This is a genomic window from Zooshikella ganghwensis (genome assembly GCF_018263875.1).
Lineage (GTDB): Bacteria > Pseudomonadota > Gammaproteobacteria > Pseudomonadales > Zooshikellaceae > Zooshikella > Zooshikella ganghwensis.
This window is the reverse complement of the sequence record NZ_JAEVHG010000005.1, coordinates 126,065-151,987: the sequence shown is the minus strand read 5'-3', so window position 1 is coordinate 151,987 and position 25,923 is coordinate 126,065. Positions and strand designations below refer to the sequence as shown.

Sequence of the window (25,923 nt, the reverse complement as noted above, 5' to 3'; positions counted from 1 at the left end):
ATGTATAACCTAAGCAAATATTTGCTACTGGCTGCTATTGTTTTATTTTCGTTTTCTTCTCACGCAAAAACATCACTGACTGTGATGAGTTATAATATTATGCAATTACCATTTCAAGACTGGGATCAAACCTCTCGTTTACATAATACCGCCAATACTATCCGTCAACTATCTGTTAACCCAGATGTACTTATTATTAACGAAGCATTTACCGATGATGCCTATCAAACACTGACTCACTCACTGGCCGATATTTATCCTTACGCCACACCTATTGTAGGCCAACACTGCTCTACAGATCACTCAAATTGGCAGACAATACAAGGTCGATGCAGTAATTCACCATTTATCATTCGAGGGGGAACATTTATTTTAAGCCGTTATCCTATTCTCGAACAACATGCCTATGTTTTTACCCATTACAGCAAATTATTTGAGGCGGCGGATTATTTTTCTAATAAAGGGGCTGTCCTAATCAAAATCGCCCAAAATGGTAAACCTCGTTATATTGTTGGCACCCACCTTCAAGCAAGTTATAAAAAGTATGTTGAAAAAGCACATACCATTAGAATGCAGCAATTTAGTGAAATTAATAGTTGGTTGAAACAATTTAAAATATCCCCTACTCACCCTGTTGTGCTGGCGGGCGACTTCAATGTCGAATACAAAAATACCCCCAAAAAACACCTTGAAATGATAGATCACTGTCAATGCACTATTAATTATAATTTTAATGGAGGCTCTTTTTCTGCAGCAACAAACTGGGTTGCCAAAGCGGGGGCTTATTATGATGGCTACGATCTGAATTATGACGACACATTAGACTATGTTGCCTATCATCAGCATTATCAACAGCCTATTCAGTATTATATGGAAATTATTAAAGCTAAAGCTGATACCAAGTGGTATTGGCATTACTTAGCAGGCAAATGGAATGACCAGTTATATCATGATGGCTATTACAGTGATATTTCTGATCACTATCCAGCCGTTGGTTATTTTTACTTTGACTAAATTAGGGCTTTCTAACACTAATTTATTAAAAAAAACGCCTGCTGTTGTCAGCAGGCGTTTTTTTACTCAATGATTTTAACAGGATAATAAGCTAAACAAAGACGTTCAGCTATTACTTTATCGGCTCATTTCAAGCAGCAGTTTATTCAAACGGTGTACATAGTTTGAAGGATCTTCCAGCTGCCCACCGGCCGCTAATTTTGCTTGGTCAAAGAGTACTTTCGTTAGGTCATTAAAACGATCAACATCCTGCTCATCATGAAGACGTTCGACTAAAGGATGAGTAGGATTAATTTCAAAGGTAGGCTTGGACTCAGGCATTTTTTGCCCTGCAGCTTCCATCACCTTACGCATTTGAATACCCAGGTCATACTCGCTCAGCACCAGACAAGCAGGAGAGTCTGTCAAACGATGACTCAGTTTAACTTCTTCAACTTCATCTTTTAAAACGTCTTTAATTTTTTCAATTAAATCTGCTTTTTCTTTGCTTGCCTCTTCAATGGCTTTTTTATCTTCTTCAGAATCAAGCTTACCTAGATCAAGATCGCCTTTTGAAACGTCAACAAATTTCTTACCATCAAACTCCATAAGTTGCTGGATAAGCCATTCATCAATACGATCATAAAGTACCAGAGCTTCAATCCCTTTCTTACGGAAAATTTCCAAGTGAGGGCTGTTTTTCGCTGCCTGGTAGTTTTCACCTAATACATAGTAAATCTTGTCTTGTCCCTCTGGCATACGACTAATATAGTCTTCAAGGGATTGATTCTGCTCATCATTGTCATTATGCGTTGAAGCAAAACGAAGCAGTTTGGCAATTTTCTCTTTATTACTGAAGTCCTCAGCAGGTCCTTCTTTCAGTACCTGACCAAATGTTTTCCAAAACTCAGCATATTGCTCAGGTTCTTTTTTAGCCATTTTGCTGAGCATATCAAGCACACGTTTAGTCAATGCTGCGCGCATGCTATCAATTTTCGGATTATTTTGGAGGATTTCTCTGGAAACGTTCAGTGGTAGATCATTAGAATCCACCGTACCTTTTACAAAACGGAGGTACAAAGGTAAAAACTGCTCAGCGTCATCCATAATAAAGACACGTTGAACATACAGTTTTAAACCACGTTGTACATCACGATTCCACAGGTCAAATGGTGCCCGCTTTGGAATGTAAAGCAAACTTGTATATTCTGCTTTACCTTCTACTTTGTTATGACTCCAGGTCTGAGGCTCATCAAAGTCATGACTGATGTGCTTATAGAACTCTTTATATTCTTCATCGGTAATTTCATTACGTGGGCGCGTCCATAATGCGGTTGCCGTATTAACGGTTTCGTACTCAACCACATCATCAGCTTTTTTCTCTTCTTCTTCATCCCCTGCAGGTGCAGCCTCTTTCACCATTTCAATAGGCAAAGAAATATGATCTGAATATTTGCGAATAATATTACGCAGACGGAAGCCATCAGCAAATTCTTCACAATCAGACTTTAAGTGCAGGGTAATTTTAGTACCACGCCCCGCTTTTTCTGCTGGTTCAATGCTGAATTCACCTTCTCCAGCAGACTCCCAGCAAGTAGCTTCCTCAGTACCGGCATGACGAGATGTTACTGAAACCCGGTCAGCGACAATAAATGCAGAGTAAAAGCCTACTCCAAACTGACCAATCAAGTGTGCATCTTTCTTTTGATCACCTGTAAGCGACTGCAGGAATTGGGCTGTACCTGACTTTGCAATCGTACCAAGGTTATCGATCATTTCCTGACGTGTCATACCAATACCGTTATCTTCTACGGTGATGGTTTTGGCCTCTTTATCAAACTCAATGCGAATTTTTAAATTCGGGTCATCAGAGAGTAACTCCGATTTATCTAACGCAGCAAAACGTAATTTATCGACGGCATCTGAAGCATTAGAAACCAGCTCACGTAAAAATATTTCTTTATTGGAATATAAGGAGTGAATCATCAGGTGAAGTAGTTGTTTTACTTCTGTCTGAAATCCAAGAGTTTCCTTTTTAGTTTCTACTGTCATGTGCTGTTGACCTTCCACAGACGTTGAACTTACTCCGAGCTACCTCGGAATTCACAATTGACAGCAAGATGGGGGAGTTTTTTTATTTTTCAAGGGGAGACATGGTTAATAATGGCTTTTCAACGGGTAATTGGCTCGAATCCTCGCTCCACGGTAAGGTTCCTCGTAACCGGGTTTGCTCATTGAGGTATAAATCCAGTGTTACAAAACGAGGCGTCGCATGCAGCATAAAGCTATGAGGTTTGGCTAAATGATCTTTCAGAGAAGGTCTTTTCGTATCAGCAGGACGAGTCAATTGAGAAAAAACCAATGGATAATTACGCACATCTAACATTCGTCCCATCACTAGCTTGCTATCCGGAAAGGTAATGCGTAACTCGCGAAGTGGCACAATATCATTGACTTGCTGGCGCTCAGCAATGACTAGCTGGCCTTTACGCCACTCAATATAGTTTGGGCTAAAAGGTTCATTATCTAAGGTCCCCATCATGGGTAAATGCAGTAGAGCCTGCTGGCGCTCCGCTTGCCAGTCTTTAACAGGTGCGAGCATGGTATCAGGCTCATTATGGGTACCTGCCCACCCCATCTGCAAAGGTGCAATGATGGCTGCATATTTTGCTGGCGCAGCAAACTGCATATTATGCAGCGCTACTGCGGCGGTTATCAAACTAATGCCTTGCACCAGCATAATGACCTTTAATCTATCCCAGTAACGCCAGACAAACTCCAGCGCTAATACTGGCACCACCAGACACTTCAGCAGCGCCTGCCCACTTTGCAGCCAAATAAAATGATAAAGACAAGGTAAGCTTAAAGCGAAAACCACCAAAGCGGCATACAAAATAAATTCTTCGACAACCAAAATAATGACCAGCACGTCAATAAAATAGGCTGCCAACTTTATCACACTCAAACAGGAAGTGAATAGCTTGTCTCAGCCCTTACTGATCACAGCATAGTGATCTGAAATAAATTACGCCCCTCAGCACTCCACTCTTTACTCCAGGCTTATACTACATGACCTGTCTGTTAAAATGAGCTGTTTTACTGATTAACCGTACTCTAATGTTCTGGTGAGACTGACACCTTAGCTTTTAAGGGAGTAATGACCATTGCCTTTAACACGGTTGAATGAAATTCACGCTGGTAGAGGATAATCACCACCAGTATGGTTGCCAACATATAAAACCAAGGGTTCAGAAACCACGCTAATGTGGCCAGGCCAAAATAAAAAGCCCGCAGTCCATAGTTAAACCGATTCGCCGCCAACGACAGTACTTTAGCTAACCGTAATCCATAGTTACTTCGCTCCTGATCACTCACATCCTGCTCCGAAGGCAGTGGTGCACTGCCTAACAACACAGAGGCAAAGTTATATTGGCGCAAACTCCAGGTAAAGGTAAAAAAGGCATAAACAAAGATGACTAACAGCACCATAATTTTTAACTCCCAGGCTTTGCGCGAGGGTGCCGAAACCCAAGGCAGATCTGATAGCACTAATATGGCGTGTTCGGTGGCAGTAAACGCTGTCACTAATCCTGCCACCACTAAGATAGAGGTTGAGGCAAAAAACGTGACATTGCGCTCTAGGTTTGCAGTAATGCTCGCATCCCCAATGCGATTCTCTCGTAGCAGTATTCGAGTTGCCCACTGCTGTCGGTAATGGTGTAAAACTTTCGCTAAACACTGCTGCCTTCGCCCCTGATACTTGGCAAAAAAACTATAACCAACCCATGCCAGGAGTAACCAAATTAAAGCAACGACATCCCAAAGCATTGCACTGACTTCCTTACAGGTATCAATTGAACGGGTGAACTACCCAGCAACAGCTTTACAATAACACCCACATTAATGCCCTATTGTGACTTCACAAAAGCGTTAGGCTATTGCCATACCTTTACCCACCTCACCCATACCCTACCGCCATGTTATTAATATGAAAAACCATTATTATTGCCATTGACCTTCTCAAACTAAGTCTTCACTTGTCTTATGCCAGTTAATAGAGCCTAGGGCCTGTTAACCCTAATAAAGTGCCAAACTATAAGCCACCCCAAAGACCAAAAAAAACAGCCCTGTTTTTGGGGGCAACTGATAACGATCTTTCAACTCCTTTTTAAGTAAAGTCAGGAGTCCAGGTAACAATAATAAGGGGACAACCAGCCAATATACGGTAAGCAACTTGCCCCAATACCACATAAGCACGCTCGTGACATAACATATCAGCAATAATCCGTAGTACAGACCAAGGCTACACTGTAGACCCCACCTGACGGTCAGGGTTTGCATACCTTGCTGTTCATCAACATCGATATCACGAATTTCATTACTTAATAACAACAAAGCAGAAAGCACGCTCACAGGAATGGCTTCGAGCATTACCGTGTACTTCCACTCGCCAGCCACCGCATAATACGCACCAGCCACCATTAATATACCCATTAACCAGAAAACACAGGGTACACCCAGTCCTCTAGCCTTATAGTTAATTGGCTCACCGGTATAACCATAACCGCCCACTAAACCAACGGCACCTAACAGCAGTATCCCCCACCCCACTTGCCAAGTGAGCCAAAGTCCAATTAATACCGCAATACCCGCAGCCGCCATTCCCCATAAGGTGTGTTGCTGAATAATCGACAACACCTGTAGCTTTTGAGGATACTCGCTAACACTAGCCTGCTCCCATAATGTCCGATCACTGTGGTTATTTAATAAGTTGACAGCTACCTGTAGCAATATGCCTGCAACCATCACAGCCATCGCCCGAAGATCATCACCTAAGCCATCACGATAGGCGAGTAACACCCCCAACCCACAGGTAATGATGGCCACACTGTAAGAAAAAGGTCTGAGGGCTCGTTTTAATGTGTATTTTTTTGGATCTAACATGTTTTTCCGCAAGCTAGCTAAATCACTGCACATAGCAACTTCGATGCAAGATGCCAAGCATATACATTGAGGATATGTGCATATCGATGAAATAATAGAAGTGAAGTGTAATCAGATACTCGCACGGTGTCACATAGGCACTGTACGTATTCGATTAAAACACGATGAAGAAGGATTCGCGGAATGTCACTAAGAACCAGATCAGCCAGAGGTCATCATACTCTGGCTAATCTCGTTTTCTTATGACTTTGGCTTTTTGCCAAAGCATTTGCACTTATTTTTTAACCACTAAGCCATGGGCTGACTATAACCACAGCTTAGTGCTATAAAGCGCTTACAGCTGAGCTTTTATCTTTTCAATACGCTCAGAGGTTGACGGATGGCTTGAGAAGAAACCACCACCTTCTCCTGAGTAGCGCTGCAGTTTCTGGAAAGCACTGACCATGGCATTCGCGTTGTAGCCATTTTGTTTCATAAACTTCACACCAAAGGTATCAGCCGCTAACTCGTCTTCCTGAGAGAAATGAGCACCAACAAAGGTTTCTGCTAACTCACCCGCTTCAGATCGTGCGTACTCGCCAATTTTACCGCCAGATGCTGATAACCCCTTACGTGCTGCAGAGGTTAACAGGGTTGATTTGTACTGGTTAAATGAGTGTTTAAGAATCACATGACCAATCTCGTGCCCGATCACACTGAGTAGCTCTTGATCATTCATTTTGTCCATAAGTCCAGAGTAAATGCGAACAGTGCCATCAGGCATCGCAAATGCGTTTAACTCTTCATTCTCATAAACCTTAAAATTAAATGTCACACCCTGAACAGTCTGGTGTTTGCTCACCAGACGACTGAGCCGCTGCTGGTACTTACTGTTAGCAGGTGCCACTTTGACTTTTTTATCCATCTCGGCAGCAGACAATCGAGCACTATCAATTACTTCCGCTTCAGTAACCGTCATAGCGGACACTGCATCTCCCAACGCATCAGATGCCAGCGAGTTTGATTTCAACTCATCCAATTTACAACCGGAAAGACTGATTGCAAATACGGCAGATGCAGCCATTACAGTTAACTTCTTCATTCCTGATTGCCTCTCCACATGATAAAAATAAATCTGATTCACTGCCTTCACCGCGACATGAACATCTCAGACTGGAAAGCAGCTGACAGTCACAATTAACCTACTGATGACAGAGTCAGCATCATGAAAACCACCTACTCTGTTAAAAATTACCGGCGTTTAAAACCACCGGATTAGTACGTTAGATTAGTATGCCGGCGCGCAACATACATGGTGAAACGATCAATGGTCAAACCCATGTTTAGACATTTATCACAATGCTGTGTTGATCCCACTAAAGAAATTACAATCCCTTACTTAGTCACACTATTTAGTCACATCAATTACCCGGTAAGTTGCCTCTGATACATTTATAAATGTTCAATCACATGAGGTTGCATACCTGTCACTGTGAGCCGCTGATCAGCTAACCCCATTGAAACCAAGCTACGTTGTTCAGCCTGGTGCTGTGTAAACTGTTGTTTATTCTGCCAACCATACCACTGGTGTTGGATAAGGACTTGAGCAACAGGCCCCCCTAAGGTATTCCCCGGTCCTAATAAAATAATGCGATCAGGTGCATACTCTTTAACCGCTACCTCAAGGCTACGGCTAAAATCATAGGGTGTTGTGACCTGAGTCTGAAGCGTATACTGCATTAATTCATCGACTCTGGTTGCCCAAGGCAACCATTGATGTCCTCGCCCATCAATTAATGGTGTTGCGGGTGGCTTAAGGGGCAACGCCTGCAACCGCTGGTATGCAATAGTGGATATTGTCTGCATCAATGGAGTATGAAACGCCGCATGTCCAGCAATAATCTGGGGATAGCCACCCGGCTGAGGTGGTAACTGTTGCGCCAATAAACGGATACCCAGCTCATTCCCGGCAAGAATTAAATATCCACCAAGCTCAATGGAAATATACAGCTCTGCCTGTTCATGGGTTTGCATAATTTCATGCATAGTCGCCATAACTTTGGCACGTACTTCAGGCTGATAGTGCCACTGGTCATCTACCCAGGAATAAATCAGTTGTTGCCCACTCCCTTGCTGATCCATTAACCGACCCATAGTGGTCACTAACGATAAGCCGGCCACTGGAGATAATGCCCCAGCCACTGCTAGCGCGGTATACCACCCCATGGAGTTGCCTAGCACAGCGACAATATCAAACTGGTCTTGCTGAATCGCTAAAAAGTCTGCGTAGCTACAGGCATAAATTAAGGCCGCCCCGTTTTCTCCCGAGTTATGTAGTGGCCGTTGAAAACGTTCTGCTTGATCCAGGGCGCTAATGGCTTTCAAGTGATGCTGTAACCGATTTTTATCAAACTCATGCACTAACCCATGTTGATGTTCGTGAAAGCGCTGTAAGTAGCCCAAGTCCGTGCGCTGATAACTGGCCCGACCTGGGCATACCACAATTGCAGTTTGTTTTTGCTTAGCTGTTTTGACTGCAGCTTGTGAATTTTTCATGCCACGCCTCCAGCGGTCAGCTCTGAATGAGTGGAAGGTGCATTTTCATTAGTGCCTGAGTATGTGTGCCACATGTGTCGTACTCGTTGTACAATCTCATCACACTGTGGCAACACTAGATTGGCAGCCGCACCTAGAGGAATAAAACTATCCGCGGCAGTAATACGTTCCACAACAGGTAATGGCTTTAGGTGCTCAACCAATAAGGTGACCAGCTGCTCACTGACTGACCCTGTTTGCCGACACTCATCGACGATCAGTATATGAGAACAGTGCTGAATTTCTTTCACTAGTGCCTCAACATGAATAGGTGCCAGCCAGCGTAAGTCAATAAGCTTAATAGGCAGGCCATCCTGCTGCTCAAGTATGCGTATCGCTTGTTGAGACAGCCTCACACCATTGCCATAGGTGATGATGGCAATAGGCGCCTCGTTACCATCAACGCCTATCTCCCCCACCTCGATGATTTGACCAATTTCAGGATAAGCCTGAGCCCACAAATTATCCCCTACTTGATGTAAATCTTTTGTCGTATATAACGCTATTGGCTCAATAAAAACCACCACTCGTTGCTGTTGCCAGGCATAGGCCACAGCACTGCGCAGCATCGCAACCGCATCAGCACCATTAGCGGGACACGCAATGACCAGTCCTGGAATATCCCGTAATACGGCAAGTGAATTATCATTGTGAAAGTGTCCACCAAAGCCCCGTTGATAAGCTAAACCAGCAATACGAATCACCATCGGGTTAGTGAACTGTCCTTGAGAGAAAAAGGCTAATGTCGCTGCCTCGCCTCGTAACTGATCCTCTGCATTGTGTAAATATGCCAGAAACTGTATTTCTGCCATCGGTAAAAAGCCATTATGGGCTAACCCTGTAGCCAGCCCTAAAATACTTTGCTCATCCAATAAAGCATCCATTACCCGGGCTGGGCCGAACTTGTGTTGTAATCTGCTGGTAACGCCATAAACGCCACCCTTTTTCCCGACATCTTCACCACAAATCACTATTTGCTGGTACTGTAATAACAGATCTGCCAAGGCAAAATTAAGTAATTTATTCAGTGGCTGAGGCTGGCTCAACTGTCGCCATTCATTGCCGAATAGTGATTTGCGTGCAGCTGTAGAAGGTAAATCTGGAACTGGCCTCTGTTGCGCGCAGGCGGTGATGGTCGACATCACCTGTTGTCGAGTGGTTAATTTAGGACGTTTCACGACTTCACCGGCAACCCGAGAGACTTGCTCCCACTGTTGCTGGCAGCCTGCAATAATATCCTGCGCTGACATTATATTCAGATCGAGCAGTAGCCGCGCACTGTACAACAGCGGGTCCTGCTGCTCTTGTCGTTGAATCTCCTGGGATGATAAATAACTGGTTTGTGCGTCGGAACCCGCATGCCCATACAAACGTACCATTCTCAAATGTAATAATGCTGGCCGTCGATATCGGCGCACATAATCGATAGCCTTTACGGATGCTTGGTAAACCGCAAGCATATCCAAACCATCCGCATAAAAATATTTTATACCTGGCCGCTGCTTACAGCTCATCGCCACCCAGTCTGTGGGGGTTTTAACGGATATCCCCAAGCCATTGTCTTCACACACAAGCAGCAATGGTAACGGTAAATGCCGATAATGAATCCAGGCTGCAGTATTTAAAGCACCTTGTGCTGTTGAGTGATTTAGTGAAGCATCCCCAAAGCTGCACATCACCACAGCATCTCCGGCTAAAACCCCTTGGCTGTTTAACTGTTTATGCAGTGGAATGCTATAGGCTGTGCCCACAGCTTTGGGCAGATGTGAGGCAATGGTACTGGTTTGTGGTGGGATGTTCAGGAGCAAACTGCCAAACACTTTATGTCGTCCACCAGCAATGGGATCTTCTGCAGAGGCCGCAAACGCCAGTAACATATCGTAAAGTGGTGTACTTCCGGGCAGTAATTTACTCCTTTGCATAAACAGCGCGCCACTTCGGTAGTGCAGAAATAACATGTCCTGCAACCCTAACAACTGCCCCAGTACGACATTCCCCTCATGCCCAGCACTGCCTATGGTATAAAACCCTTGACCTTGCTGCTGCATTTGCCGAGCTTTCAAATCCAACAGTCGACTCAGCAGCTGACTATGAAACATATCCCTGACAGCTTGCGGAGATAATCCAGTGTCCTTAATGCCAATAGTATGCTCTCTTTCAGGTAGCTCGCCCTTTGCAACAAGTTCACAAAATGCATTAACCCGGGCTTCATCCACTTGCCTCATTCGACCCTCCCTGGCCTATATACGATTCCCTCTGTGGCAATAACTAACAGTGGCATTAACTAAATGCAGCAATCCCTGTCTGTGCTTTCCCTAAAATAAGTGCATGAATATCGTGGGTGCCTTCATAGGTATTGACGGCTTCCAAGTTGAGCATATGACGAATAACAGGAAAATCATCAGCGATCCCATTACCACCTAACATATCCCGCGCCTGTCGGGCAATGGTTAGCGCTTTACCACAGGCATTACGCTTGACCATTGAAATCATTTCCGGGGTCACTTGATGTTCATCTATTAAACGCCCTACACGTAAACTGGCTTGTAATGCCAAGGCAATTTCTGTTTGCATGTCAGCAAGTTTTAACTGCACCAGTTGATTAGCGGCTAAAGGCTGCGCAAACTGTTTTCTATCCAATGTGTATTGACGCGCGGTATACCAACAGCATTCAGCAGCCCCTATTGCTCCCCATGAAATACCATAGCGAGCTTTATTTAAGCAGCTAAAGGGGCCTTTTAAACCAGCCACATTGGGTAAAATCTGCTCCTCAGTAACAAAAACATCATCCAGTACAATTTCACCGGTTACTGAAGCCCGCAATGAAAATTTGCCATGAATAGTCGGGGTAGAAAGTCCTTTACTGTCCCTTTCCACCAAAAAACCTCGGACCTGACCATCGAGCTTAGCCCAGACCACACAAAGGTCGGCAATCGGTGAATTGGTAATCCACATTTTGCTACCTGTTATTTTATATCCTCCCGTCACTTTTACTGCCCGGGTTAACATGCTGCCAGGATCTGATCCTGCATCAGGTTCCGTTAAACCAAAACACCCCACCCATTCACCTTTTGCTAAAAGCGGTAAGTATTTTTGTTTTTGTTCATCTGAGCCAAATGCCCAAATGGGATACATCACTAATGAAGACTGCACGCTGAGAGCTGAACGATAGCCACTGTCCACTCGCTCAATTTCTCTTGCCACCAAACCATAAGCTACGTGGTTAACATTGGCGCAACCATAAGCCTCAGGTAATGTACAGCCTAATAAGCCTAGCCGACCCATTTCAGTCATTATTTCACGATGAAAAAATTCTTTACGGAAAGCTTCCTTCACTCTGGGCGTGAGTTCCTGCTGCGCGTAATCCCGTGCACTATCCCTGATCTGTCGTTCTTCAGCGGACAACTGTTGTTCGATTAATAGAGGATCTTCCCAGACAAACTGCGGCTTTGCGACACTCGCGGTTTCTTGATTCATAGTCGTTACCATACACCCTAAAGCGTTTTATACCCTTTGCTCTCGATATAAATAATCGCTTACCATTTAATGAATATTTATTGTCACTATTCCTTTATTAGCCGCATTATGCTAAAGCCCCTAAAAAACTACAAGCAGAATGTAGTAGACAAAAACCTGTTAAAATTGAAACATTTCTTTAAAACAAACACCTTAATAATGTAATCCTATCCGAAAAATACGTTTCAACTCTCCGCTTTTTAAATACAAGTGGAACACCAGAATGTTGGTCTAAAAATAGTTTGTAATGGGAGTTAAGCGTTGAATTCCTCTAACAGGCTTCCTTGCCTAGTAGAGAGAATGAGAGGAGAGAATTGCTGGTCAGTGCTTTAAATAGGTAGTTTAAAATAGGCACTTAAAACAAATTAACTATAAAAACCCTTATATCAATTGAGTATTATGATTTACATTGGGGAAACATGGGTAGCTAAGTGAGCACCTTGCTCTTTTCTTGAAAGCAATAACCTTACCTCTTGCCCAGGTGTTAATTGATGTCGACCAGGTTCTTTAAAACTCAAATGATTAATATAAACCTGATTAATACCATCAATATCAATACAACCAATCCCATTATTTTTACAATACCATTTAACATGGCCAACACATTGAGTATTCATTGTAATGCTCCTTATATTTTCCCTTCCAGTTTTAAATATTTCTTTTGTAAAAAATACCCTACCGGTGTTCAACAAACCTTTACCAAGATCAAAAAAACGCCTTATTTTTTCATTAAAATTCAAATAACATTATTAAAAAACCTTCTTTGCAGAGCCATACTGCTCAATACATCGTGGCTATTTTTTCCATCACAGCTCAACAAAGAAGCAAGTACCAGACAACCCTTATTTTTTAAACTTACGACGGCTAGCCATTAATAAACCCAGGCTTAACAAGGCAACAGAAGTAGGCTCAGGCACTTTAGTTAACCGAGCAAAAGTATATAAATCAGTCGCCGCATTCTCAGCCGTAAAGTAATCAGGGCCTAATTCAATGGTTGATCCATCAGCATCAAATGAACTATAAATAAAGAGCTCATAGGCCATGTCATCAATCATTAAATCTAATGTCACAGGAAACCCGGCTAATGTTGTTAATGAGAAAAAGTCATCACAAATAGAGCCTTGTGGGTTACCAAATGGACAGCCAACCACATTAGGTGTTTCATTAAAATCAATATCAAATAATGTTACCAATGTCTTACCATAATCTGCGACAGGGACTAATGCAGGCACATCAGGATCAGCAATTTGAAGTGCAGTTGCTAATGCCAATGGTGTTCCCATAATTGATGCTGATTGAAAACCCACACCTAATGTACTACTCAACGATAATGCACCTAAAATCTGAGCTGTTTCTAAAGTAGGAAATGCCCCATTCAGTACATTATTGTTATGGGTGGTAATTGAAATCTCATAAGGAATATCTAAAGCAACCATTGAAATTGACTTATGACTTAACAGCTCCAAGTTACTTTGATCACCACCTGCAGCAATTGGCACTCCCCAACTTAATGTACTGCTAAGATCTGCTCCAAGATCAGCGTTTACAATCGTTGCAGGAGGAATTGCACCTGGACCTACGGTAGGGTTTTGGAAGATACCTGAACCAGCAACTATCGTTAAATCAAGAATACCTGCTTGCGTATTAACGGCCGCTGCAAGACATGAAACCGTAAATAGTTTGGCAATATTAGATAAGCGCATTTTCCTTTCTCCTTTCACATAATTTATTGAGTGTTCAAACTGTTTCACCCCTAACAGTGCAAGGAGATTGCCAAAACTGAAAAATATCAGAATATCATAGCGTTACCTATTCATTAGCTGTCCAAAAACCATTTATTGATAAGTGACTCAACAACCAGACAAACATAAAAAGCAGATTATTAGGGTACACGGCATATTCCCTGTACTGATTATGTAAAAAAAGCTTAAGTCTAATAAATCCATGCCCTCCTACACAGTTAATTCCTACATGCACAGACAGTTCAGTGGACCTCAACCTAACTTTACAGTAGTTTTTTCTATCCTTTGTTCAACGTCTGCATAACGTCCATCAAACACACCGTGAATCCTTCCCTGGAGGTTTGGTTGCCGCTTCCTTGCGGCAAACAGTTCGACTGTGCGTTATCCAGCCGCTGGCTACCCATGTTGTAAATCGTAAGACCACTATTGCTAAATAAATAATGATTGGGGTATAAAAAATAGGTATAAACGCTGAAGGTGGGGTATTATCGGAGGTTATTTGTGAAACACGTGCTGGGAGCACGGTAAGCAGCAGTGACCAGGAAAGGCCTTCTGCTGCGGGAGAGCAAATCACCTCTGATAATGCATTTAATGAGGTAGATTGGTTATTTAAAAAATGTAAATATTTCAGTAAGTTAACTTTGCTTTAACAACAGTCTTTTGTAAAAAAACTGATAGTTTGCTCGATCAATTAAATCATGATTAATCTTTACTAGGTATTTCTAACTTTAATAAAAAAGTCAAAATCACGGGCAATGGTATTTCCCTGGCTACTGACTTCATCTACCGTATTTAAACGTAAATGGATCTGAATGGCGACGACCCTATTCATATCACCTACTAAATCTGCGGTAACATAACGATTTGGCACTTGGTCCGCATTGGTATCTTCACCATAAAGGAAAGTCATCTGTTCAACGCCTCTAACCAATTCCTCTGCAGCATTCAAGCCTTCCTGGCGCCATAGCGAGGTTACAGTATTACCTTGATTATTTGGAAAAGCCGAGTTGGCTAAATAATAAATGGTTGACTCCATTTTATAAATAGCGGCATCTTCTCCGTAAGGAATGCCATCATCCGTTAATTCTTTCTTAGCATTGCCGGGGTCAATTGACCCTCCCGTATTATGAACAATATTATATTCCGTTCCACTTCTAATGACAGCCAAGTTGGTTATTTGAAATAAGGTCGCTTTAGTACAATCACTGATTAAAACAATTTCTTCATCCTCCAGTGAAATACTGGCTTCCACTTTAATATCTGCGGAGGTGTTTGGCATTGCTTGTGTTACCCTAGCACCTTCATCTGAGGTTCGACGAACGACTAGAATATCGGCCGATGAACTTGGGTTAAGGTTCTGTAATTGCGTATTCAGTGTTGGTGACCAAGTACCGCTTTTATACACATAACCAGAAAAAAGCGTCCCCATATCCATCAAATAATCTACATCTGAAGGCTTTAAGCGGTTGATAAAATTACTAAATGCAACCTTTGAAAGACAGCCCATATAGCCTGCCATTCTTAGGTCATGACTGATTAAGTCAAAGGCTAAGCGAGCATTGTCTTGTAAGCGGGACAATCCATTAACAACACGATATGATTGCTGATTGGCACTAAAGATACTGATCATTCCCCCCATTAATACCAGCCCCAACAGCATTGAGACAAGCAGCTCAATAATGGTAAATCCTTTTACATGATTAACTGAGTACATAACTCAAGCGTCCTTTTTAGAGTCCTCCTGTCATAAAATTGTATACCTGGGTACGCTTATCGAACAGTAAGTCAAAAAAACTTAATAAATCTACTTGTAGTGCTAATAAACATGTAACGCAAGAGCACACTATTTATCCGTTTATTTAACCAGAAAAATCATTAAAATTACTCTAGGGCCTGTTAACACTATTTGAATCACCACTGCCGTAGACTATTTTTTCGCCTAGCAAGGCACAAGGAATGCCGTGTAGTCATTCTACATAAATGACTTGTAACACTGCTAGGTGGAAAAATAATCACGGCCCGAAGGGTTATGACGGTAAAAGCACTACTCGTTGTTGCTCATTGTTCATTTAGAATAACTAAACTTCACTCTTCGCGCCTAGATTAGTGCTTTTACCGTCATAACAGTGATATTCAAATAGTGTTAACAGGCCCTAGCTAAAAAAGCAGGACAATCGCATATAAAAAGAGTTTATGATGATCAGAGATTGTATTCATGCAATGCTTGAATTCATTTGTTCCTCCCGCAGCAGAAGACCATCCTTGGTCTCTACTGCTAACGGTGCTCCTGGCACCTGTTTCACAAACAAATTCAAGTATTGCCAACCCTCTTTGTGCTTTACCCCAATCTCGCTTAAATTCATAACAGTAGTAGCTCAATATATATTAAGGGCTTTACAAAGGCTGGATAATGGCCGCTGAACTGTTTGCCGCAAGGAAGCGGCAACCAAGCCTCCAGGGAAGGATTCACGGCGTGTTCAACGGGTATTATTTAGACTTTAGGCACAAGTTTAAGGGAAAATTATATGCGGTTGCCCTAGCTAAAAGAATAAACACTGTTACTCATTATGAATAAAGCTTTGCGCAACTTTCAAACCATAAGCGTCAAATTTTGCGTAAACCAAAGGGGCATCATAATAATGCTCCGGGTTTACTCTTAATACTTTATAACTAGCACTCAACTGACCATCTTTATTAAATTCCTGAAAAACAAACTGTTCCTTGACTTTTTCATTTACTGAGCTTTTATGCCTTTTTAAACGAAATTCATGGTCTTCAGGAATATCAAGTAAACGTTTAAACAACAATTCATTTACAGATGACTCATCTAATAAAAACATCGCTAGCCTCCTTGTAACTTATTAGCCTCGCAAACATTCACAACGACAAAAGGTAAGCTAGGGGTAAGCATAAAAAGAGCCAACTTGCTTTATAAGCATTCAGCCACTATTTCAACCACTGATAACATCATGAAAATAAGCCCTTCAGGAGAGTATTTACTAAAATAGTATATTTTTATGACATTACATATAAAACAGTTCACGCCTAACCTTGTAAAGTAAATAGACAGCAAATCGCTCATATATCTGCCACCTAAAATTAGGTTTTAAATAAATCACTAGCCAATTTTTTTTACATAATGGAAAGCTCATCCATTTTTGTATTCATTAACTAGTTGAATGAACATACTTTTTTTAATCTGGAATAGTTCCTGCTCTACATGGGGTGTTTAAAAACAACCCATCAGGAATGTGCCATGAAAACACCATTTAAAAAGCTCCCACTTGCGTTAATTGTAACGGCAGGACTCTCTGCACCCTTAACTCAAGCAGCAGAATTATCACTCATATTGCCAGATCCTTTATTACCCTATGCGATTCAATATGATGACTTTGCTTCCTATTCTTTGCCTGTTTTAAACTACTTTACTCAGGCGGATAATTCAGTCGCACTTGTACCTGGCCCCTATGGAACTACTATTCAACCTTCCGAACCTTGGTTCATTAAATCAGCTCCCGGTGAGCTTGGGATGGATGGTGAATATATTGTTATAGCCACAGGAACCAATAATGCGGGTGTTAACAGTAATGCCGACATCAGTAATCTGATTGACCCTGCTTATAGAACGCCTGATGGTGCACCCGCTAACACTGACAGCTTTAGTACCGTCACTCTTGATCCTGTAGTTTTACCAGAACCATTAAATGGTGTGGCTGACCCAGGTGGTATCAGTGCAGAGGCTAACCTTAATGATTTAGAAGACAGTTGGGATATTAATGTAGGTACTCTGCTAGATTATCTTGGTGAAGAAAACCAAATGGTGGTTATGTTTAACCATAATGAGTTAAACAGTGCTGCAGGTCCTTTTGGTGCTCAAGCCTTGTTTGCCTGGGCAAAAGTATGGATTACCGATAATGATGGAAATGACTCAGGTTTAGGCTCGTTTTACTTACGTAATACTGAACTTGGCGTAAATGATCCTATGCCCACAGACTGGATTTTGGCAGCAGGTGATGTTTGTCTAGACCCAACCACCTTTATTCCTGACCCAGGCTGTTTAGGACCTGACCCTGAAAATGACGATATTCTCTTTAAACATAATTTAGGTGCTGATAATGCCGCTTATGCCGTGGTATCGCCAACACTTGATGCAGCTATGCGCAGTTTAGCAAACCCTGAGAACTATACATTACACGCAGATATTCGTCTTTATGATGAAGATGATGGCTACGAACAGGCATTTATAATGGCTGCTCGTAAAACAACACCTGATGAGCCACCTCCTGTGCCAACACCCGGTATTCTTGCATTATTTGGATTAGGCTTATTGTCTATGAGATGGACTCGTCGCAAGTAGTCAGTCATCGAAGGCTTAACAGTGTCAGCGAGTAAGACATTATACCGACAATGAAGGGTATACATAGGCAGTATTTTCTCGCTGACGATTTTTTCCATATTAATCTATGCTAGGAGATATCACTTACCTTACTTAAAAAAGTAATCTTAACGTCAACTGTAGGATAGGCTATGGCATTTCGGGGACTCATGCTCTGTTACATACTACTCTTGCCCTATTCTCTCGCTTTTGCTACATCGCCAAAGCCTGTTCTACAGTTACATTTGATGAGTTTTAACAATAACAATCATTTATACTTTCATGAGCTTTTAACATCTTCGTTGAACGCTATCAATCAGCCAGTCTCTATTACCATTTACCCTGAAACCCCTCAAACTCGCATCATTAAATACCTTAATGAAGGCAGAATCAGCTTACATTGGATGCTGCAAACACCTACCAGAGATGCACGTTATACTCCAGTTAGAGTAAATTTAACGGGGGGTTTAATAGGTATTCGGCTCTTACTGATCCCTAAGGGGAAAGCCTATATATATCAAAACATCAACTCGCTTGGTGAATTTCGACAGCTGCCAGTCGTCGGTGCTTTAGGAAAAAGTTGGTATGATGCTGATGTATGGAAAGCAAACGCACTTAATTATATTCCACTGGAAGGTGATTGGCGCCAAGTCTATAAGCCTTTAGCCCTTGGCAATCGAGGTGTTGATTATTTTCCCCGAGGCGTTAATGAAATCCTGAATGAGGCTGCTGAGCACCCAGACCTTATAATAGAACCCCGACTCGCACTCATTTACCATCGAGACTTCATTTTTTACCTTGCCAAGCCTTATATATCTTATAAAGACGTTATTGAGAAAGCCCTCAAAAAAGCAGAGCGATCTGGTCTTCAAGCAAAGCTACTCAATAAACACTGGGGACATACTACCCGTACCTTAAAGCTCAACAGTCGTGTACACTTATACCTTGAAACGCCATAGCTATTACAGCACTAAAACAGAGTAAGCTTGCAGTAATCCATATATAAACAGAGCGTAATGCAGCAAAACCAATAGGATAAATTCACTATGGCAGGTATGAAATACTCGTTGACCATACTCTTACTTTTGACAGCATTTCCTCTCTCAGCCGCTACCATTATAGAAGCAATAGGTAAAGCCTATGATTTAAAGTCAGGTCAGCCCGTTTATATTGAAACACATATCATTCAGATCAATAAGACAACAAAAATCAATAAGCTTATTGTTGCTATGCCTCTTAGTGACCAAGTGACATATGCTTCACCTGATGGCAAAGTGTTTGCCACTAAGACCGTTGACTACGGAACGACACCACTTACCCCAAAGGTTGTGTTTAATAACCTAAAATTTAATCAGCGCGAATCTGTCTTTATTCAGTCTAATAATGTTGTCATTCTTCATGAGGAAGATAACCAACGCCAACAGCACCAATTACCACTTAAATCAGACCTAGTAATTGATGCTGGTTTTGATACATTCATTCGCAAACACTGGGCTAGTTTATTAGCGAATAAAACCCACCGTTTTGAGTTCTTATCCATCAGCGAAACATCAACGTACGCTTTTAAGGTTAAAAAGTCGGATGAAGACACAAACACTGTAACATTCACAATGACTCTGGACTCATTTATTGGTGGACTTTTTATAGACCCAATTATCATTACCTATGAAAAAAAGGAACATAAATTACTCACTTATCAAGGACTCACTAATATTCCTAAAGATAAAGATAGTAACTTCAGCGCAAAAATTATTTATACCTATAAGGAAAAACCTTGAGGCGAGGCACAACAAACATGACCTAAGGGCACCTCGCCCTGCACCAGACTATTAAAACACCTCATCTGTCAACTTTCTTGAAGGTGAGCCTTTATGGTCGTTAGGTAATTCCCGATATTTTTCAAGTGCCTCTTCCGCATTATCAATTTCACATTGACCAACTCTACGCCACAAAGCATTTCCCCAACCAAAAGTTCGACCGAACTTCTCATCGGTAAGCCATTCTTGCCAATGACCACTGCCAATGGTTCTTTTCCCCGTCACAATTTGCCACTGTAGTGCATCATGTCCTGCATAAGGAATATTGTGATACCACCTAAAGTCACCATGCATAAAGATTTGGTCACCTTCTTGGGTTGCTCTGCCATTCCAATCAGGGTAAGTATCAGAAACCCAAACATACTGTTGATGTGTACCCACATTGCCTGTTGGATAAAAACAAATTCCTTGCGTAGCCCATTGATCATGTGTAGGACTGGTATCATTGTAAAAGGTCACTAACCAACGATTTCCACCTTTGGTTAAATCAGGATAATGTGGCGGCATAGCATAAACAGCTGTAGCCGTACAGACATATACCCAAGTTAATGTAAATAACGTTGCTTTATTCATTACAACCTCCCTGCTAATTTGCTGATAAGCTAAATAAACCCTCCATTTCCTTTAGCCAAGCTTATAACTCACCTCTTGATTTTGATTACAGATAACTACGAACAGCTAATTAAATACTGCATTACTATCTATATAACAAAGTATCTCCTACTGTTAAAAATACTCTTTCTTACTAACATCACCGTTTAAATTGCAAAGCTGTATGGGATAATGGCACGCAAAAAATAGCTACCGACCATATACTTATAGCCTTTACAACTTACCTTTATGGTTCACAAAAAAATTCAAACACTGTAAACCCTCTTCTTTTACTTTACCCAGTTACGATGAATGACACCTGTGGTATTTCCCTATGGTAATGGCCAGAGGAAGACAAATGCAGAATCACGCACAGCAAACTGCCTGTCGCAAAGATGCAGCAGCTATTCAGGCTTAAGGAGCCTCCAGGGAAGGGTTTACGGCGTGTTCGCTGTGAGTATACGTTAATTAAATGTGAATTAAGTATCAAAATTACGCATTACTCAGCGATCTCAGATGTTTCTACACTTTTTTTATTATTTTTAGTGACAAATTATAAAGTCGAGAGACATAGCAAAAAAATAAGATATTTATCACCTTAATTTATCGACTAAGCAAAAAACATTATAAGAGTGAATTACTGCAAAGTTGAAATTATGGTTTGTTGGTATTATCCGGTTCGGGTTTTGGAAAAAAATGGAAGAATATTCATGTCTATTCAGGTTGAAGCCCGACCTATTTTACAACGACAACATCATAAAAATAGCAAACGAGGTCGAGTAAGTGAGTTTGTTTTTTCAGGGCCTGAACAGCTTCTGGCATCAATTATACCCTCAATATTAGCGGATCTTAATAATGATAATACTAAGCGCTGGTTAACCATCGTTTGTCCACCCGAGCTTAAATCACTCACTATACGCTGGCTGCAAGATTCTAAACTCAATCGGCAAACAACATTGTTTTTGACCGCAACGAGTGAGGTTTCACTGTTACAGCTTACCTTGCAAGCCTTACAAATGGGAAAAAGCCATACCGTCGTCTGCTGGCTGGATTATATTGATGAGCATACTGTGGAATTACTAGAAGGGGCTGCACAACGGGGTAATAGTCAAGCCATTAATATTTTACAAAAAATTCTTGTCTAACAATTAAGGATCACCCCTAGCCATTAGGATGCTACTCCATTAAAAATAAAAAGGTTTTTAGGTAAGACTTGATGCCTAAAAAGCTCGGATCATTACAGGAAGGAATCGCCACCAGCAGCTGCTAATGGCCTAAATACTGTGGATATGCATTAACAACAGATGACAGAAAATGGGCTAATGCAAAACGTGGTCTTTTTCATCAGCTTCTAGCGTTGACTCAGACATGAGGCCTACCATTTGAATTCCAGCACTCATCATTGCCTTTGCAACCTCAACGTGATTTTCTTGCAAAATTGCTTTTGCCTCTTCAGAAAAGCTGATTGTTACCAGTGGCTGCTCCTCTTCTGTGTCCGTTCGCTGTAACGCAATGTCTCCATCCGGTAACTCAATAATTTCCAAATAAGAAGGCATGATTTCTTCTCAATAACAGTTAAACACTTTGGCCATTCTACCACTACAAGAGCAAGGCACAACCCGAAACTATAAACTTATCAGGGAACGCCTACCAACACAAACAGTATAATTAAATTATTACCGGCTAAAGACACCTAGAAAGTAGCGACTACTTGGTTATTTTTTAATAATTAATATTCAATGAGCAGCATTCGCACTCGTCTGATTTCCTCCAGTAAAGAAGTCAACCATGTATTACCACATTGGAAGACCCTGTCCGTGATGCTTATATTATCACTTAATAACACGTCAACAGCCTCTGCAGAAGTAGCCTGTACATCAAGCTGTTTGACCGGAATCTGAGTACTCAACACCTGATTTATATGCTGGTCACCTTCACCACCTATAACGCCCATCGGTGATGGCATGGAAAGGGATGAGCTGACACTCGCCCCCACCAAAATTGGCCTAACGGCTCTCAACAGTTGAGCTAGCCAGGCATCAGGTTGACTGGCTAGCTCAAATAAATGTTGAATATCCATAGGCAATGACGAGACTTCCGTTATATCCTGAGGATTAAGTAGCTGCACAGCCTCACAATGACACTGGTAATGCACATTTAGCTCATTCACCCAGCCAATAACAGCCTGCCATAACAGCAAGAGAAAAGCATCTGCAAAAAAATGCTGAGAAGATGAACTCTGGTCACACTCAACATTATCCTCAGTCTGCTGCTGCCAATGCTGCATTAGCTGTAATGCCCGCTGAGTACGCACATCAACATAGCGCTGACATGCTTGTAATTGAGTTGATTCAGTTAATCCGGACATAATCTATACAACAGCAAATGTACACCCTGCATTTAGCTATCAATTAAGCACCTGCGCTTTTCTTGCTGGTTTTGGTGGCAGTTTTACGCTTACTCTGCTCTATGGCCCATTTTCCATCTCGATAAAATGCGCGCCAACCGGTAGCCTTACCATCAACTTCAGTCATAACATACTGCTCTTGCGTTTTACGACTGAAACGGATAACCGCAGGATTTCCCTCAGGATCACTTTGCGGTGCTGACAGCAAAAAGTGGTATTTAACATCTAAAGCCTGCTGATGAGGTAATAATTCTTTCACTAATGGCGCGCGTGTTTCACGATTTTTAGGAAACTGGCTTGCCGCCAAAAATAAACCGGAAGCCCCATCACGAAGTACGTACGTATCATCTACCTTCTCGCAAGCAAGCTCAGGCATTGGAATAGGATCCATTTTAGGTGGTGCAGGCTCACCGTTTTTAAGTAATTTACGGGTGTTTTTACAGCTTTCACTGGTACAGTCAAAGTACTTACCAAAGCGTCCTGTCTTAAGTTGCATTTCTGCACCACACTTATCACACTCAAGGGTTGGCCCTTCATAGCCTTTTAATTTAAACTGCCCTGCTTCAATTTCATAACCTGAACAATCCGGATTATTACCACAAATATGCAGCTTACGTTGTGCATCAAGCAAGTAGCTATCCATCGCAGTACCACATTTAGTACAGCGATGTTTAGCACGTAATGCATTAACCTCACCCTCTTCATCATCGGCCGCAACCGCTTCTTCACCCGGCACCAGATTGATGGTTGATTTACAACGTTCTTTTGGTGGCAGTGCATAGCCAGAGCAGCCTAAAAATACGCCGGTACTGGCCGTACGAATCTGCATTTTGCGCCCACACGAAGGACAGTCAATATCTGTCATGGTGGGCTCATTAGCACGCATTCCCTTTTCAGTATCATTTGCCAGCGTTAGCTTTTTGGAAAAGTCCGCATAAAAACTATTCAACAACTGTTTCCAATTCAACTCACCCGTAGCGATATGGTCGAGGTTCTCTTCCATATTGGCTGTAAAACTATAATCCATTAAGTCTTTAAAGTTTTCTGTGAGCCGATCGGTAACAATATCCCCCATTTTTTCAGCATAAAAACGGCGACTTTCCAGCTTCACATAGCCACGATCCTGAATGGTAGAAATAATTGAAGCATACGTCGAAGGTCGTCCAATGCCACGCTTTTCAAGCTCTTTCACTAAAGATGCTTCCGTAAATCGTGCAGGTGGCTTGGTATAATGCTGACTCGGATCGAGCGCTTGTAATGCAAGTAACTGCTTAACCGTCAACTCAGGGAGAATTATGTCCTCTCCCTTCTTACCGATAGGCGTTAACACTTTGGTAAAGCCGGCGAATTTAAGCACACGACCCCGTGTTCTTAATTCAAAGTTATCAGCCCCTACGACAATACTGGTACTGAGGTATTCTGCTGGTGACATCTGACAGGCTACAAACTGTCGCCAAATTAACTCATATAAACGCTCAGCATCTCTCTCTAGCCCATCAATAGAACCAGGCTGCGCATTGACAAAAGAGGGGCGAATGGCCTCATGAGCTTCTTGAGCACCTTCTTTACTGGAGTAGCGGTTAGCCGCTTTCGGTAAATAGGATTTATCAAAATGTTCTGTAATATACTCACGACAACTGTCTACCGCATCTTGACTGAGGTTGGTTGAGTCAGTACGCATGTAGGTAATATGGCCTGCTTCGTACAAGCGCTGCGCTAACGTCATGGTTTTTTTAACACTAAAACCTAAACGCGTACTGGCTGCTTGCTGAAGGGTTGACGTGATAAACGGTGCAGGAGGCTTAGTTTGAGTCGGCTTTTGTTCAACATTTTTTACTGCATAACTGGCTTTTTGTAATTGCGCTAAAGCAGCATCTGTCTGCGCTTTATTGACAGGACGAAATGCTTTATCGCTCTGTTTAGTCACTTGCAAACGCAGTGCATGACCATCATCGGTGGTAAGGTCTGCAAAAACTTCCCAGTATTCTTCGGGAACAAACGCACGAATTTCTCGCTCCCGCTCAACAATTAATCGAACAGCAACTGATTGCACACGCCCTGCCGATAAACCTCGGGCTATTTTGGCCCAAAGCAAAGGAGATACCATGTAACCCACGACACGATCTAAAAACCGTCGTGCCTGCTGCGCATTGACTCGATTTTTATCCACTTGCACAGGGCACTCAAACGCTTCCTGAATCGCTTTTTTGGTAATTTCATTAAAAACGACCCGACGATAGCGGTCACTATCTCCGCCAATGATTTCCTGCAAGTGCCAGGCAATGGCTTCTCCTTCACGGTCCAAGTCCGTTGCCAGATATATCTGGTCAACACCCTTGGCTAATTTTTTTAATTCATCAACAACTTTTTCTTTGCCAGGCAGCACTTCATATTGCGCTTTCCAGTCATTTTCCGGATCAACCCCCATACGACCAATGAGTTGTTCTTTGGCCTTACGCTCCTTATGGATAGCGCGCTGTTCCGGCGTCAGTTTACGTGTTTCTGCTGCAGCTTTTGCACGCGCCTTGGGATCGACTGCCTTTTTATTCCCACTTACTGGTAAGTCACGGATATGACCCACACTGGACTTAACGATATAATTGCTACCCAGGTATTTGTTTATTGTCTTGGCTTTTGCTGGCGACTCAACAATTACTAATGATTTACCCATGCTGACCTGTCATTTCCAGAACAAACGTAAATTTATCCATAAAGATAGAAAATCTATTGAATTTTGCGACATATATAAGGACGATCTTACACACTATCAAGTCTACTCATAGCTGTCATCATCCCAAATATGTACTAAAAGCAACAACATACACCTAAAGCCGCTATCTCAAGCCGCGATCATTAAACGCGATTTACCTAAAAAATACTTTAAATCGCAATCACAAAAACCCAAAACAAATAAAGTCTCTTAAAACAAAAAAGCCGGAGTTAACCTCCGGCTTTTGACGTATA

The 25,923-nt window shown here is 42.0% G+C and carries 22 protein-coding genes; 6 read left to right on the top strand and 16 right to left on the bottom strand.

Annotated elements, in window-relative coordinates; genetic code table 11:
• Window positions 1–1,014, top strand: coding sequence for a sphingomyelin phosphodiesterase (locus KHS79_RS09760; RefSeq protein WP_212718592.1), 1,014 nt, complete (start codon window positions 1–3; stop codon window positions 1,012–1,014).
• A gap of 117 nt (window positions 1,015–1,131) precedes the next feature.
• Here KHS79_RS09760 and htpG read toward each other — a convergent pair whose 3' ends face one another.
• The 11 genes from htpG to KHS79_RS09705 all read right to left on the bottom strand — a co-directional run bounded on the left by htpG (window position 1,132) and on the right by KHS79_RS09705 (window position 15,483).
• On the bottom strand, window positions 1,132–3,045 hold the full coding sequence (gene htpG / locus KHS79_RS09755; RefSeq protein ID WP_212718590.1) for a molecular chaperone HtpG: 1,914 nt from the start codon (window positions 3,043–3,045) through the stop codon (window positions 1,132–1,134).
• A gap of 82 nt (window positions 3,046–3,127) precedes the next feature.
• Entirely contained in the window at window positions 3,128–3,943 is an 816-nt protein-coding gene (locus tag KHS79_RS09750; protein ID WP_212718587.1) for a hypothetical protein, read from the bottom strand.
• A 164-nt stretch (window positions 3,944–4,107) separates the two neighbouring features.
• Complete coding sequence (locus tag KHS79_RS09745; protein WP_212718585.1) at window positions 4,108–4,821, bottom strand: DUF599 domain-containing protein; 714 nt, start codon at window positions 4,819–4,821, stop codon at window positions 4,108–4,110.
• Between the two features lie 249 nt (window positions 4,822–5,070).
• Window positions 5,071–5,937, bottom strand: a complete 867-nt coding sequence (locus KHS79_RS09740) for a prenyltransferase (RefSeq protein WP_212718583.1) — start codon at window positions 5,935–5,937, stop codon at window positions 5,071–5,073.
• Window positions 5,938–6,271: 334 nt separating this feature from the next.
• On the bottom strand, window positions 6,272–7,018 hold the full coding sequence (locus KHS79_RS09735; protein WP_212718581.1) for a M48 family metallopeptidase: 747 nt from the start codon (window positions 7,016–7,018) through the stop codon (window positions 6,272–6,274).
• A 350-nt stretch (window positions 7,019–7,368) separates the two neighbouring features.
• Window positions 7,369–8,472 carry an ACP S-malonyltransferase gene (locus KHS79_RS09730; protein ID WP_212718579.1) on the bottom strand — a complete coding sequence of 368 codons (1,104 nt, stop codon included), beginning with the start codon at window positions 8,470–8,472 and terminating at the stop codon, window positions 7,369–7,371.
• Window positions 8,469–10,736, bottom strand: a complete 2,268-nt coding sequence (locus KHS79_RS09725; protein ID WP_212718577.1) for a thiamine pyrophosphate-dependent enzyme — start codon at window positions 10,734–10,736, stop codon at window positions 8,469–8,471. The genes KHS79_RS09730 and KHS79_RS09725 overlap by 4 nt, the downstream gene beginning before the upstream one ends.
• 55 nt (window positions 10,737–10,791) lie before the next feature.
• Entirely contained in the window at window positions 10,792–11,988 is a 1,197-nt protein-coding gene (locus KHS79_RS09720; protein ID WP_212718575.1) for an acyl-CoA dehydrogenase, read from the bottom strand.
• Window positions 11,989–12,431: 443 nt separating this feature from the next.
• Window positions 12,432–12,644, bottom strand: coding sequence for a hypothetical protein (locus KHS79_RS09715; RefSeq protein WP_212718573.1), 213 nt, complete (start codon window positions 12,642–12,644; stop codon window positions 12,432–12,434).
• A gap of 225 nt (window positions 12,645–12,869) precedes the next feature.
• Window positions 12,870–13,730, bottom strand: a complete 861-nt coding sequence (locus KHS79_RS09710) for a PEP-CTERM sorting domain-containing protein (RefSeq protein ID WP_212718571.1) — start codon at window positions 13,728–13,730, stop codon at window positions 12,870–12,872.
• Between the two features lie 751 nt (window positions 13,731–14,481).
• Window positions 14,482–15,483: a PilW family protein gene (locus KHS79_RS09705; RefSeq protein ID WP_212718569.1), complete on the bottom strand. Its 1,002-nt coding sequence runs from the start codon at window positions 15,481–15,483 to the stop codon at window positions 14,482–14,484.
• A 501-nt stretch (window positions 15,484–15,984) separates the two neighbouring features.
• Here KHS79_RS09705 and KHS79_RS09700 point away from each other — a divergent pair.
• Entirely contained in the window at window positions 15,985–16,134 is a 150-nt protein-coding gene (locus KHS79_RS09700; protein ID WP_212718568.1) for a hypothetical protein, read from the top strand.
• A 193-nt stretch (window positions 16,135–16,327) separates the two neighbouring features.
• On the opposite strand, the gene KHS79_RS09695 is transcribed toward KHS79_RS09700, so the two are convergent.
• A complete protein-coding gene (locus tag KHS79_RS09695; protein WP_212718567.1) occupies window positions 16,328–16,609 on the bottom strand; it encodes a hypothetical protein in 282 nt (93 codons plus the stop codon).
• Window positions 16,610–17,025: 416 nt separating this feature from the next.
• Between KHS79_RS09695 and KHS79_RS09690 the strand changes: the two genes are divergently transcribed.
• The 3 genes from KHS79_RS09690 to KHS79_RS09680 all read left to right on the top strand — a co-directional run bounded on the left by KHS79_RS09690 (window position 17,026) and on the right by KHS79_RS09680 (window position 19,922).
• On the top strand, window positions 17,026–18,126 hold the full coding sequence (locus KHS79_RS09690) for a hypothetical protein (RefSeq protein ID WP_212718566.1): 1,101 nt from the start codon (window positions 17,026–17,028) through the stop codon (window positions 18,124–18,126).
• A gap of 266 nt (window positions 18,127–18,392) precedes the next feature.
• On the top strand, window positions 18,393–19,103 hold the full coding sequence (locus tag KHS79_RS09685) for a hypothetical protein (RefSeq protein WP_212718565.1): 711 nt from the start codon (window positions 18,393–18,395) through the stop codon (window positions 19,101–19,103).
• Between the two features lie 87 nt (window positions 19,104–19,190).
• Window positions 19,191–19,922, top strand: coding sequence for a hypothetical protein (locus KHS79_RS09680; RefSeq protein WP_212718564.1), 732 nt, complete (start codon window positions 19,191–19,193; stop codon window positions 19,920–19,922).
• Window positions 19,923–19,973: 51 nt separating this feature from the next.
• On the opposite strand, the gene KHS79_RS09675 is transcribed toward KHS79_RS09680, so the two are convergent.
• A complete protein-coding gene (locus tag KHS79_RS09675; protein ID WP_212718563.1) occupies window positions 19,974–20,534 on the bottom strand; it encodes a hypothetical protein in 561 nt (186 codons plus the stop codon).
• 728 nt (window positions 20,535–21,262) lie between these two features.
• Between KHS79_RS09675 and KHS79_RS09670 the strand changes: the two genes are divergently transcribed.
• Window positions 21,263–21,697: a SulA-like leucine-rich domain-containing protein gene (locus KHS79_RS09670; RefSeq protein ID WP_051310665.1), complete on the top strand. Its 435-nt coding sequence runs from the start codon at window positions 21,263–21,265 to the stop codon at window positions 21,695–21,697.
• 174 nt (window positions 21,698–21,871) lie between these two features.
• Here KHS79_RS09670 and KHS79_RS09665 read toward each other — a convergent pair whose 3' ends face one another.
• The 3 genes from KHS79_RS09665 to topA all read right to left on the bottom strand — a co-directional run bounded on the left by KHS79_RS09665 (window position 21,872) and on the right by topA (window position 25,630).
• Window positions 21,872–22,108, bottom strand: coding sequence for a hypothetical protein (locus tag KHS79_RS09665; RefSeq protein WP_027706608.1), 237 nt, complete (start codon window positions 22,106–22,108; stop codon window positions 21,872–21,874).
• Between the two features lie 173 nt (window positions 22,109–22,281).
• Window positions 22,282–22,920: a hypothetical protein gene (locus KHS79_RS09660; RefSeq protein WP_212718562.1), complete on the bottom strand. Its 639-nt coding sequence runs from the start codon at window positions 22,918–22,920 to the stop codon at window positions 22,282–22,284.
• A 43-nt stretch (window positions 22,921–22,963) separates the two neighbouring features.
• Entirely contained in the window at window positions 22,964–25,630 is a 2,667-nt protein-coding gene (gene topA, locus KHS79_RS09655; protein WP_212718561.1) for a type I DNA topoisomerase, read from the bottom strand.
• Between the last annotated feature and the right edge of the window lie 293 nt (window positions 25,631–25,923).

Bases quoted from the DNA above. Each gene is read 5' to 3' on its own strand.
- KHS79_RS09760 (WP_212718592.1), top strand. From the start codon at position 1: ATGTATAACCTAAGCAAATATTTGCTACTGGCTGCTATTGTTTTATTT.
- htpG (WP_212718590.1), bottom strand. From the start codon at position 3,045: ATGACAGTAGAAACTAAAAAGGAAACTCTTGGATTTCAGACAGAAGTA.
- KHS79_RS09745 (WP_212718585.1), bottom strand. From the start codon at position 4,821: ATGCTTTGGGATGTCGTTGCTTTAATTTGGTTACTCCTGGCATGGGTT.
- KHS79_RS09740 (WP_212718583.1), bottom strand. From the start codon at position 5,937: ATGTTAGATCCAAAAAAATACACATTAAAACGAGCCCTCAGACCTTTT.
- KHS79_RS09735 (WP_212718581.1), bottom strand. From the start codon at position 7,018: ATGAAGAAGTTAACTGTAATGGCTGCATCTGCCGTATTTGCAATCAGT.
- KHS79_RS09730 (WP_212718579.1), bottom strand. From the start codon at position 8,472: ATGAAAAATTCACAAGCTGCAGTCAAAACAGCTAAGCAAAAACAAACT.
- KHS79_RS09725 (WP_212718577.1), bottom strand. From the start codon at position 10,736: ATGAGGCAAGTGGATGAAGCCCGGGTTAATGCATTTTGTGAACTTGTT.
- KHS79_RS09720 (WP_212718575.1), bottom strand. From the start codon at position 11,988: ATGAATCAAGAAACCGCGAGTGTCGCAAAGCCGCAGTTTGTCTGGGAA.
- KHS79_RS09715 (WP_212718573.1), bottom strand. From the start codon at position 12,644: ATGAATACTCAATGTGTTGGCCATGTTAAATGGTATTGTAAAAATAAT.
- KHS79_RS09710 (WP_212718571.1), bottom strand. From the start codon at position 13,730: ATGCGCTTATCTAATATTGCCAAACTATTTACGGTTTCATGTCTTGCA.
- KHS79_RS09705 (WP_212718569.1), bottom strand. From the start codon at position 15,483: ATGTACTCAGTTAATCATGTAAAAGGATTTACCATTATTGAGCTGCTT.
- KHS79_RS09700 (WP_212718568.1), top strand. From the start codon at position 15,985: ATGCAATGCTTGAATTCATTTGTTCCTCCCGCAGCAGAAGACCATCCT.
- KHS79_RS09695 (WP_212718567.1), bottom strand. From the start codon at position 16,609: ATGTTTTTATTAGATGAGTCATCTGTAAATGAATTGTTGTTTAAACGT.
- KHS79_RS09690 (WP_212718566.1), top strand. From the start codon at position 17,026: ATGAAAACACCATTTAAAAAGCTCCCACTTGCGTTAATTGTAACGGCA.
- KHS79_RS09685 (WP_212718565.1), top strand. From the start codon at position 18,393: ATGAGTTTTAACAATAACAATCATTTATACTTTCATGAGCTTTTAACA.
- KHS79_RS09680 (WP_212718564.1), top strand. From the start codon at position 19,191: ATGGCAGGTATGAAATACTCGTTGACCATACTCTTACTTTTGACAGCA.
- KHS79_RS09675 (WP_212718563.1), bottom strand. From the start codon at position 20,534: ATGAATAAAGCAACGTTATTTACATTAACTTGGGTATATGTCTGTACG.
- KHS79_RS09670 (WP_051310665.1), top strand. From the start codon at position 21,263: ATGTCTATTCAGGTTGAAGCCCGACCTATTTTACAACGACAACATCAT.
- KHS79_RS09665 (WP_027706608.1), bottom strand. From the start codon at position 22,108: ATGCCTTCTTATTTGGAAATTATTGAGTTACCGGATGGAGACATTGCG.
- KHS79_RS09660 (WP_212718562.1), bottom strand. From the start codon at position 22,920: ATGTCCGGATTAACTGAATCAACTCAATTACAAGCATGTCAGCGCTAT.
- topA (WP_212718561.1), bottom strand. From the start codon at position 25,630: ATGGGTAAATCATTAGTAATTGTTGAGTCGCCAGCAAAAGCCAAGACA.